Origin of the sequence: Archangium sp., assembly GCF_036388035.1 — a bacterium.
Lineage (GTDB): Bacteria > Myxococcota > Myxococcia > Myxococcales > Myxococcaceae > Archangium.
The window spans coordinates 1-9,892 of the sequence record NZ_DASVSO010000064.1 but is presented as its reverse complement, the minus strand read 5'-3'; the positions used below and the strand labels follow the sequence as shown (position 1 = coordinate 9,892).

9 protein-coding genes are annotated in these 9,892 nt (G+C 68.4%); 7 read left to right on the top strand and 2 right to left on the bottom strand.

Annotation, left to right across the window (positions count from 1 at the left end; all coding sequences use genetic code 11):
* On the top strand, positions 1–894 hold an 894-nt coding region (locus VF697_RS02820), incomplete at its 5' end, for a hypothetical protein (protein ID WP_331091916.1).
* 50 nt (positions 895–944) lie between these two features.
* Here the strand turns inward: VF697_RS02820 and VF697_RS02815 are convergent.
* A complete protein-coding gene (locus VF697_RS02815) occupies positions 945–1,334 on the bottom strand; it encodes a RidA family protein (protein WP_331091915.1) in 390 nt (129 codons plus the stop codon).
* Positions 1,335–1,505: 171 nt separating this feature from the next.
* On the opposite strand from VF697_RS02815, the gene VF697_RS02810 reads away from it, so the two are divergent.
* From VF697_RS02810 to VF697_RS02795, 4 genes are all read left to right on the top strand, one after another.
* Positions 1,506–3,125 carry a peptide chain release factor 3 gene (locus VF697_RS02810; protein WP_331091914.1) on the top strand — a complete coding sequence of 540 codons (1,620 nt, stop codon included), beginning with the start codon at positions 1,506–1,508 and terminating at the stop codon, positions 3,123–3,125.
* A 222-nt stretch (positions 3,126–3,347) separates the two neighbouring features.
* Positions 3,348–4,856: a HAMP domain-containing sensor histidine kinase gene (locus VF697_RS02805; protein ID WP_331091913.1), complete on the top strand. Its 1,509-nt coding sequence runs from the start codon at positions 3,348–3,350 to the stop codon at positions 4,854–4,856.
* Positions 4,853–5,773, top strand: coding sequence for a response regulator (locus VF697_RS02800; protein WP_331091912.1), 921 nt, complete (start codon positions 4,853–4,855; stop codon positions 5,771–5,773). The genes VF697_RS02805 and VF697_RS02800 overlap by 4 nt, the downstream gene beginning before the upstream one ends.
* 140 nt (positions 5,774–5,913) lie before the next feature.
* Positions 5,914–6,525 carry a hypothetical protein gene (locus tag VF697_RS02795; protein ID WP_331091911.1) on the top strand — a complete coding sequence of 204 codons (612 nt, stop codon included), beginning with the start codon at positions 5,914–5,916 and terminating at the stop codon, positions 6,523–6,525.
* A 30-nt stretch (positions 6,526–6,555) separates the two neighbouring features.
* Here the strand turns inward: VF697_RS02795 and VF697_RS02790 are convergent, their stop codons facing one another.
* On the bottom strand, positions 6,556–7,101 hold the full coding sequence (locus VF697_RS02790; protein ID WP_331091910.1) for a hypothetical protein: 546 nt from the start codon (positions 7,099–7,101) through the stop codon (positions 6,556–6,558).
* Between the two features lie 67 nt (positions 7,102–7,168).
* Here VF697_RS02790 and VF697_RS02785 point away from each other — a divergent pair, with 67 nt between their 5' ends.
* Together VF697_RS02785 and VF697_RS02780 are read left to right on the top strand one after the other, a co-directional pair.
* Entirely contained in the window at positions 7,169–8,668 is a 1,500-nt protein-coding gene (locus tag VF697_RS02785) for a carboxypeptidase M32 (protein WP_331091909.1), read from the top strand.
* Positions 8,669–8,728: 60 nt separating this feature from the next.
* Positions 8,729–9,727 carry an NAD-dependent epimerase/dehydratase family protein gene (locus VF697_RS02780; RefSeq protein ID WP_331091908.1) on the top strand — a complete coding sequence of 333 codons (999 nt, stop codon included), beginning with the start codon at positions 8,729–8,731 and terminating at the stop codon, positions 9,725–9,727.
* Positions 9,728–9,892 lie beyond the last annotated feature (165 nt).

The following is a 9,892-nucleotide window of genomic DNA, read 5'->3' as shown; positions in this document are numbered from 1 at the left end:
CTGCAGGTGAAGGCCCTCAACGCGGCGCTCAGGGACGTGGTCACCCGCGTGGTGGAACTGAGCAACGGTGACGTGGGGGAGGCGCAGCCGGGGGACGTGCTGGTGTACGGCCCGAAGGCCGGCGCCAACGCGACGTGGCGGCTGAAGGTGAAGAAGACGGGCGACAAGCGCTTCGCGTGGAAGGTGGAGGCCCGGCCGCTGAACAGCTCGGACGAGGCGGCCTACAAGCTGGTGGCGGCGGGCCGGCTGGCCCGGGGTGAGAAGGCGCACCGCGGCCGGGGCTCCCTCGGCGTGAACCTGGACAACCTCAAGCAGGTGGTGCCGGGCAGCACCGGCCAGGGCAAGCTGATGGCCTCCTTCGCCCACACCGCCGGGGATGACAAGGCGCTGGCCTACCGGCTGGCGGGCTTCACGCCCAACCCGGCCAACCATGACGCCGTCACCGGCTCCTTCGTGGGCTACAAGTTGATGCCCTCGCGCATCACCCGCCTGCGCGTGGTGGGCCAGAAGAACCTGGCGCAGACGGCCACCGCGGCCAAGGAGAACGTCGTCAGCACCCTCCGCTTCAAGCGCGGCGTGGGCGGCCGGGCGGACGTGGTCGTGTTCGGCGGGGACGTCGCGGCGGACCGCTTCTACCTGGGCAGCGCGTGCTGGGATGCGCAGGAGCAGGAGAAGTTCAAGGTGCTGCGCTACTGCACCCGGGGCACGGCGGGCCAGCGCCCCACCTGCGACCAGGTCTCCATCGTGGGCACGCGCGCGGCCTGCCCGGCGGATGCCTTCCTCAATGACGTGGACGATCCGGCGCAGGCCCCGGGCACGGACAGCACCACCCAGGAGCCCGGCTCGCCCGAGGCCCCCGAGGACGTGCCGAGTGACGTGACCGCCGACTTCTGAGCCGCGGCGCGAAGTGCCGGGCGGCCCACCGTGGCCGTCCCGGCGCTCGCTCACTCGGGGACGATGGCGTCGGCTTCGATCTCCACCAGCATGGCCGGGTCGATGAGCCGGCTCACCTGCACCATGGAGGTGGCGGGCCGGACGGTGCCGAAGAACTCGCCATGGGCCCGGCCTACCTCTTCCCAGCGCGAGATGTCCGTCACGTACATGCGCGTGCGGACCACGTGCTCCATCCGAGCACCCATGGCCTCGAGCGCCGCCTGGATGTTGCGCAGGGACTGGACGGCCTGGGCATAGGCATCTCCCTCGCCCACCAGGTTGCCGGCGGCATCGGTGGCGGTGGTGCCGGAGACGGAGAGGAAGGGGCCCACGCGGACGGCGCGGGAGTAGCCCACGCGGGGCTCCCAGGCGGTACCGGTCGAGTAGGTGGTGCGCTGCATGGTTGCTCCCGGGTGCGAAGGCCCCAAGCCTCTCAGAGGGAGGGGAGACATACACGGAGTATGAAAGGGGAGGCGGAAGGGCTCGTTCGCCCGGTGACCCTCCGGCGCGACGACCCTGGCGCGTGGAACCTCGCGAAAAAACGCACGCCCCGTGATAGTTGGCCTCCTGATATGGCATCCGAGCTCCCCCAGGAAGTCGCCCGTCGGCGCACCTTCGCGATCATCTCCCACCCCGACGCGGGTAAGACGACCCTCACCGAGAAGCTGCTGCTCTACGGCGGGGCCATCCACCTGGCCGGCAGCGTGAAGGCCCGGCGTGCGAGCCGCCACGCCACGAGCGACTGGATGGAGCTGGAGAAGGAGCGCGGCATCTCCGTGACCTCCTCGGTGCTCCAGTTCCCCTACAAGGGCCACGCGGTGAACCTGCTGGACACCCCGGGCCACCAGGACTTCTCCGAGGACACCTACCGCACGCTCGCGGCGGCCGACTCGGCGGTGATGCTCATCGACGCCGCCAAGGGCGTCGAGCCGCAGACCAAGAAGCTCTTCAAGGTGTGCCGCATGCGCGGCATCCCCATCTTCACCTTCGTCAACAAGCTCGACCGCTGGGGCCGCGCCCCGCTGGAGCTCATGGACGAGCTGGAGCAGGTGCTGGGCATCCGCGCCTACCCGATGAACTGGCCCATCGGCATGGGGCCCGAGTTCCGGGGCGTGTATGACCGGCAGTCCAAGGTGGTGCACGTCTTCTCCGCGGCCGGCCGCCATGGCGAGTCCGAGGTGGAGGAGCGCTCGGTGCACATCGACGCGCCCGACATCCTCAGCGTGCTCTCCGAGCGCGAGCTGGCCACGCTCAAGGAGGAGATCGAGCTGCTGGACATCGGCGGCGACGAGTTCACCCGGGAGAAGGTGGCCACGGGGCAGCTCACGCCCATGTTCTTCGGCAGCGCCATGACGAACTTCGGCGTGCGGCCCTTCCTGGACCACTTCCTGGAGCTGGCGCCGGCGCCCACCTCGCGTCCGACGAAGGACGGGCCGCGCGAGCCCACGCACCCGAAGTTCGCGGGCTTCGTGTTCAAGATCCAGGCGAACATGGACCCGTCGCATCGCGATCGCATCGCGTTCATGCGCGTGGTGTCGGGCCGGTACACCAAGGGGATGAGCGCCTTCCACTCGCGGCTGGGCAAGGACGTGCGCCTGGCCAAGCCGAGCCAGTTCCTCGCCGCCGAGCGCACCGCCATCGAGGACGCGTGGCCGGGGGACGTCATCGGCCTCTTCGACCCGGGCATGTTCCGCATCGGCGACACGCTGTGCGAGGGCGAGGACCTGCTCTTCGAGAGCGTGCCGCGCTTCAGCCCCGAGTACTTCGCCATCGTGCGCTCGAAGGATCCGCTGCGCCGCAAGCAGATGGAGAAGGGCCTGGAGCAGCTCTCCGAGGAGGGCACGGTGCAGATCTTCCAGCAGCTCGGGATGGGGATGAAGGATCCCATCGTGGGCGTGGTGGGCGCGTTGCAATTCGAGGTGCTCCAGTACCGCGTGGAGCACGAGTACGGCGCCCGCATCATGCTGGACCGACTGCCCTTCAGCCACGCGCGCTGGGTGGTGGGGCCGAACTTCGACCCGAAGAGCTTCGACTGGGAAGGCAACCGGCAGACGGTGCAGGACCGGGACGGGCTGCCGTTGGTGCTCTTCCGCGACGACTGGGCCCTGCAGCACGCCGAGGAGAAGCACCCCGAGCTGAAGTTCCTCTCGGCGGCGCCGCAGCTCCGGCAGCTCGCCGCCACGGGCTCTTGAGTTGACCCATCCGCCCTCGCATCCTCGTGAGGAGGGCGGGGCGGGCCGTTCCCAGGTTGAACCCGTGGATGCCCCCTCTCCCTCGAGGAGAGGGGCGGGGTGAGGGTCTTGGGCTTCGTCGACGAGCTGAAGAAGTACCTGCTACAGATACGGCATTCCGGGAACGTGGGCGGAGGCCCCGAAAGGGGCAGGCTCGATCGGTCTTGGGTTCGAGCCACCACCGTGCAGCTCTTCGAGAAGCTCGAGGCGAGCAGGTCCGAACCCGAGCAGTCCGAAAAGCTGCTGCGGGAGTTCGAGGAATGGACGCTGTTCGACCTCGACGGCAGGTTCGCGGACACGCTCGCTGAACTGCTGCAGAAGAGCTTCCTCCACGGCGCACCTCGTAGCGAGGTGGAGAAGTACGTGCGGCTGGGGATGGCGTCGCGATTGGGGCTTCAGGAGGGCGAGCTCTCCCGAATACGAAGCCTCGAACTGAAGCGGCTCGTGGAGATGGCCTGGCACTGGGAGTCGAACGGGCTTCGAATGGCGGATGCCTGGCTCTCCATTCCCGATTATGCCCGCGAAATCCGAGCCGTCAGGCAGGCCGAGCACGGGTTCTCACTCTCTCCGATTGGTAGCGTTTTCGTTTCCTTGTCCGGGCGTGACGAGATCCACTGGCTTCTCAACGTCGAGGTCTCTCAATCAACGGGTCCGAGAGATGTCTGGCGGCTGAGTCGTGCAACGGCGGATGCGTTGCTGTCCAGACCGCGAATGTTCGGAGCTCCCGAGTTCTGGATTCAGACCGACTTCCCTCATTCCTGGTCCACGCTGCGTCGCCTGAGGGCCTTGGGCCTGCTCCATCTGGTGGACGAGTCTGAATCCGAGGTGGAAGTGGGGTATGAGGTACTCGAGTCGGGCATGCGGGTCCTGAAGGCGCTCGTCGGTTCAGGTGACACCCCCTTTTCGGTGCTTGCGGCAACCCTGAGTCAGGATGAAGCGATTGCCGCCCTGGAAGGCGGGGGGGGCAAGACCGCGCCCGCTCTCGGCCTCAATGCCTCCGCTCTGGCCACGGCCCGACAGGCCCGGCTGGTGGCCCATGAAATCCGGAACGCGCTCGTTCCCGCGAAGTTCGCCTTGGACTCGCTGTACGAGAACCTGGTCGGCGGCTCCGTGGAGGCGGAAGTCGCGAGGTTCCGACCTCGAATCGACCCAGGCGTCGAGCGCGTCCTGAAGTTCGTGGATGAGCTCTTGAAGACGTCTGAGCTCGCCACACGGCCGCCGGAGGCCTTCAATCTCATGCCGGCCATCCTGGATGCGCAGGCCTCGTTTACTGGCCACCTCAGCATCCGTTTGATTGCTCCCCCTGGTATTCGTGTGACGTCCCCACCGGATTCCAGCCCTTTGCTGGTGCTGGGTTATCGGGACCGCTTCGTGCTGGCGCTCGTCAACCTGTTGCGCAATGCCGAGCAGGCGCAGGCCCGAGGGGCCACCCTCCTTCTGGAACTGGATGCCGGAGGGCAGGATGTCCTCTTGACGGTGGACGACGACGGGATGGGCGTCCCACCGGAGCATCGCGAGAGCATCTTTCGACGCGGCTTCTCGCTACGTCCGGGAGGAACCGGGGAGGGTCTCGCGCTGGTCCGCGAGGTCGTCGAGTCCGAGATGCGCGGGAAGATCGCTTGCGTGGAGAAGCCGGGTCGTGGCGCTAGATTCCGGATGCGGCTGCCCCTGACGGAGAGGAGTGTGCGGTGATCACCCCTGGAAACGTGCTGGTGGTCGATGACGAGCAGGCGTTCTTCGAGACGTACCGCGACATCCTGGTTCCCGAGGGCTACAGGGTCGAGTGGGCGAGAGATCGCGAGAGTGCCGTGGCCAAGCTCCAGGAGTCGACCTGGGACATCGTGGTGCTCGACCAGCGGTTGAAAGGCGAGGCGGGCGGCGATACTGGCATCGACCTCGTTTCGACGATCGTGTTCACGGGCGCCAAGGTGATCGTGGCCACCGGCTATGCGGACCCGGCGATGATTGAGCGGGCCTTCCGAGATGGCGCTTACGATTACCTCGAGAAAAACACGATGCTTCGCACCCTCCTGCGTCTCAAGGTGAGGAACGCGGCAGAAGCCATCAGGGAGCGGAGGCTGGGGACATTGGATGCCAAAGAGCGCGAGCGGGAGATTCGCAGTCTCTGGGGCGCTGTGCAGACCGAGGCGGACCGCAACCGCAAGGGAAAGCTGCTGGAGGACCTGATGGTCCTCGTCTTCAAGACCGTGCCGGGTTTCATGCACGTTGATACCCGGCGGAAGAGTCCGGACGAGGAAATCGACCTCGTCATCCGCAATGAGTCGACGGATGCGTTCTGGAGCCGCGAGCGGTCCCAGTACCTCGTCGTCGAGTGCAAAAATTGGTCGAAGCCCGTCGGCCCGGATGAACTCGTTGTTTTCCGGAACAAGATCGGGAACCGGGGAGGCCGGTGCCACCTTGGATTCTTCATCGCCGTAGGTGGCTTTACGGATGGATTCCACTCGCATGCGGCCACCTTCCGCAAGGACGACATCCTGGTCGTCTCCATGGGGCGGAACGATCTCGAGGAGCTGGTGAATGAGACCGACCGGAACGAGGTGCTGAAGAAGCTCCATGCCCGCGCGGCGATGGCGGGCAACGGTCACTGAGCGCCTGCCGCGCTTCTGCCCAGGGCACTTCGCCCGCCGGACACTGAACATCCTCCGGCGCTCCTGTCACGGATTGGACCGGAGGTCATTGTCAGACCGGGGTCCCATCTCCACCTTCGCCCCCCTGACAAGGAGGGGCGATGCGGGTTCTCGCGAGGTGGAGCCGGTTCCTGGTGCTGCTGCCGCTGATCGGTTGCGTCCATAGCACCGGCGTCGAGCCCCGGCGGTACTTCATGGACAAGGCCTTGAAGAACGAGGTCGAGCGCCGGGAGCTGTTCGAGGCCACCCTGCTCGTGCTCGACAAGAACCCCGAATACGTCAACGAGCTGTTCAAGCTGCTGCTGGGGCACCCTCCGGCGCTCAACCAGTTCCTCGCCATCAACGCGAGTGGCCTGGATGACTCCCAGTACGCGGCCCTCATGGCCCGTCACCTGACCCGCCACCCCGAGCCCCTCACCGAGGTCATCATCCAGGTCGTCGAGGCCTCGACGCATGATGACAGGGGGCGACGGGCCTTCCTCGCGGCCGTGCAGGCGCGGAAGGAGCAGGTGGCCGAGATACTCCTGTCCGACCCGAAGACGCTCGCGGCGGTGATGGGCGCGATGGCCGAGCGCGGGGCGGAGGATGCCACCGTCGCCCGCCAGCTCCGCCCGCTCGTGGAAGCGCTGCTACCAGGGCTCGGTGGCAGCGGGCAGGGGCAGGACGACAAGAAGCCCGAGCCCAAGCAGCCCGAGCCCCAGCCCACGCCGTAGCGCGCGGGCCGTGCTCCCCTCGGGACGGGCCTACTTGTGCGGCACCACCGTGCCGCCGCGGTGGGCCGAGTCGCGCAGCACCAGCTTGCCCTCCTTGTACAGGCGCGCCGCCTTGGGGCCCACGAAGAAGGCCTTGGGGTCGCCCTTGCGGAACGTCTTCTTGATGTACTCCTCCACCTCGCGGAACAGGCGCAGGAACTGGTCCGAGGCGGCCTCCTTGCGGCCCGTCTGGGGGGTGACTTCCAGCTCGGCCCACATCTGGCCGCTGAGCAGCTCGCCCTCCTCGTTCAGCCGGCAGCGCTCGAAGAAGATGACGGGCGAGCGCACCTCGTCCACGCGCCAGGAGCCCTTGTCCGGGCCCCGCTTCACCTTGTCCACGATCGCCGGCCCGATGCCGCTGGCCACCAGGTAGAGATCCTCCTCCGGAAGCAGGGGGATGTTCTCCTGGCGAGCCCGGAAGGGCTTCCAGTCCGGGGGCACGCGCCGGGGGTACACCTCCAGCTCGAAGCGCTCCAGGTGGCGGAAGAAGGCGACCTCGTCGTCGGGAGACATGAAGAACTGAACCTGCGTGGCCATGAGGAAGCAATTAGCCGAACGTCGGGGCTTGCGGAAGTCCGAGCCGAATCGGACTAAAGAATCCGCCATGGACAAGACCTTCGACGCACTGCTCACCCGGATGCAGGAGCTCCGGGACCTCGGTGGACTCATCGGGCTGGCCACGTGGGACCAGGAGACGTACCTGCCTCCCAAGGCCGCCGAGTCCCGCGCCCACCAGCTCTCCACCGTGCAGGGCATCTACCACGAGCGCCTCGTCGACCCGCGGCTGGGCGAGCTGCTCGCCTGGGCCGCCGAGCGCAAGGAGCTCTCGGACGACCAGCGGGCCATGGCGCGTGTGCTCACCCACGAGCGCGATCGGGCGGTGAAGGTGCCCAAGGCGCTGGTGCAGGCGCTCGCCGAGGCCCAGAGCCGGGGCCTCATGGCCTGGCGCGAGGCGCGCAAGCAGAACAGCTTCGCCCCCTTCAAGCCCGCGCTGGAGCGGATGCTGTCCCTGCGCCGCGAGCAGGCGGATGCCTACGGCCACGGCGGCGAGCGCTATGACGGACTGCTCGAGGGCTACGAGCCCGGCATGCGCGTGGCGCGCCTCACCCCGGTGCTCACCGCGCTGCGCGACAACCTCGTGCCGCTGGTGGGCGCCATCCAGGCGGCGCCGCGCCAGGTGGCGGACCTCTTCCAGGGCCGGCGCTTCGACCTGGACGCGCAGTGGCGCTTCACCCTGCGGCTGCTGGGGGACATGGGCTTCGACCTGGAGGCGGGGCGGCAGGACAAGAGCATCCACCCCTTCTCCAGCGGGCAGCACCCGAGTGACGTGCGCCTCACCACGGACCTGGAGGAGGGCACGCTCACGGCCCTCTTCAGCACGCTGCACGAGGGCGGGCACGGCCTGTACGAGCAGGGCTTCTCCCCGGCCCACCACCGCACGCCGCTGGCCAACGCGCCCTCCATGGGCCTGCATGAGTCGCAGTCGCGCATGTGGGAGAACCTCGTGGGCCGCGGCCGGGCCTTCTGGACGCACTACTTCCCCTCGCTGCGCGAGGCCTTCCCCGAGGCGCTCGCGGGCGTGGACCTGGACACCTTCCACGCCGCCGCCAACCGCGTCACGCCCTCGCTCATCCGCGTGGAGGCGGACGAGGTGACGTACAACCTGCACATCGTCCTGCGCTACGAGCTGGAGCTGCTGCTCATCCGCGACGAGCTGCCCCTGGGCGAGCTGCCCGCGGCGTGGAATGAGCGCATGCGGCGCTACCTGGGCGTCACCCCCCCGGACGACACGCGGGGCGTGCTCCAGGACATCCACTGGGCCTGGGGCGAGTTCGGCTACTTCCCCACGTACGCGCTGGGCAACCTCTACGCCGCTTCCCTCTACGCCGCCGCCAGGCGGGCAATGCCCACGCTGGAGGAGGGCATTGCCCGCGGCGAGCTCAAGCCCCTGCGCGAGTGGCTGCGCACCCACGTCCACGCCGAGGGCTACCGCCAGCCCGCCGAGGACCTCGTGCGCAAGGTGACGGGCCAGGGCCTCACCGACAAGGACTTCCTCGCCTACCTCAAGTCCAAGTACGGCGCCCTCTACGGTGTGAGCCTCTGAGGGCCCCGCGCCGCGCCCGGCCTCGTCTCCGTTGACAACTGACCCGGGGTCGTTATTTACATGACCCAGGGTCACTACACGGGGTTCTCGATGCGGGTGTTCGTCACGGGCGGTTCCGGTTTCGTGGGCAGGCGGCTCATCGCGACGTTGAAGGCGCGGGGCGACGAGGTGCGGGCCCTGGTGCGCTCGGACAAGGCGGCCGAGACGGTGCGGACCGCGGGCGCGGAGCCGGTGAGCGGGGACCTGGACGACGCCGAGGCGCTCCGCCGGGGAATGGAGGGCTGTGACGCCGTCGTCCACACCGCCGCCATGGTGAAGGCCTGGGGCTCTCGGGAGGAGTTCTTCCGGGTGAACGTGGAGGGCACCCAGCGCGTCGTCGACGCCGCTCGCGCCGCGAAGGTGAAGGTGCTCGTCCACGTGGGCACCGAGGCCATGTTCGTGGGCGGCAAGCCCATCGTCCAGGCGGACGAGACGTGGACGCGCCCCGAGAAGCCGCTGGGCCTCTACCCGCTGACGAAGGGGCTCGCCGAGGAGCGCGTGCTCGCCGCCAACGGCCAGGACGGGCTGCGCACCGTCGTGGTCCGCCCGCGCCTCATCTGGGGCAAGGGGGACACCTCCTTGCTGCCGCAGATCCTCGAGTCCGTGCGCAAGGGCCAGTTCCGCTGGATTGGTGGCGGGCGCCACCTGACGTCCACCTGCAACGTGGCCAACGTGGTGGAGGGCATCCTGCTCGCCCTCGAGAAGGGGCGAGGGGGTCAGGCCTACTTCCTCTCGGACGGCCCTCCGGTGGAGTTCCGCGCCTTCATGACCCAGATGCTGGGCGCCGTCGGCGTGAAGGCCCCGGAGGGGGAGTTGCCGTACGGTGTGGCCCGTCTCCTCGCCGTGGTGGCCGAGACCGCCTGGCGCGTGCTGCCCCTGGGAGGCGAGCCGCCCCTGCAACGCTTCATCCTGCGGCTCATGGGCGAGGAGGTCACCGTCAACGACGCCAAGGCCCGCGCGGAGCTGGGCTACGTGGGGCACATGACGCGCGAGGCCGGGTTCGCCGAGATGCGGAGCTGAGGGGGCGGCTTCAGCTCCGGTTCCCGCGCAGTCGGGTGTAGACGAAGGAGACGGCCAGCAGCATCACCCCGAGCAGGATGAAGGTGAGGATGCGCTGGTTCGGCGGCAGCCCCGCCAGGTCGATGAGGAGCAGGCGCACGAGGGTGACCGCCAGCACCGCGAGGC

Bases quoted from the DNA above. Each gene is read 5' to 3' on its own strand.
- VF697_RS02780 (WP_331091908.1), top strand. From the start codon at position 8,729: ATGACCCAGGGTCACTACACGGGGTTCTCGATGCGGGTGTTCGTCACG.
- VF697_RS02815 (WP_331091915.1), bottom strand. From the start codon at position 1,334: ATGCAGCGCACCACCTACTCGACCGGTACCGCCTGGGAGCCCCGCGTG.
- VF697_RS02790 (WP_331091910.1), bottom strand. From the start codon at position 7,101: ATGGCCACGCAGGTTCAGTTCTTCATGTCTCCCGACGACGAGGTCGCC.
- VF697_RS02810 (WP_331091914.1), top strand. From the start codon at position 1,506: ATGGCATCCGAGCTCCCCCAGGAAGTCGCCCGTCGGCGCACCTTCGCG.
- VF697_RS02785 (WP_331091909.1), top strand. From the start codon at position 7,169: ATGGACAAGACCTTCGACGCACTGCTCACCCGGATGCAGGAGCTCCGG.
- VF697_RS02795 (WP_331091911.1), top strand. From the start codon at position 5,914: ATGCGGGTTCTCGCGAGGTGGAGCCGGTTCCTGGTGCTGCTGCCGCTG.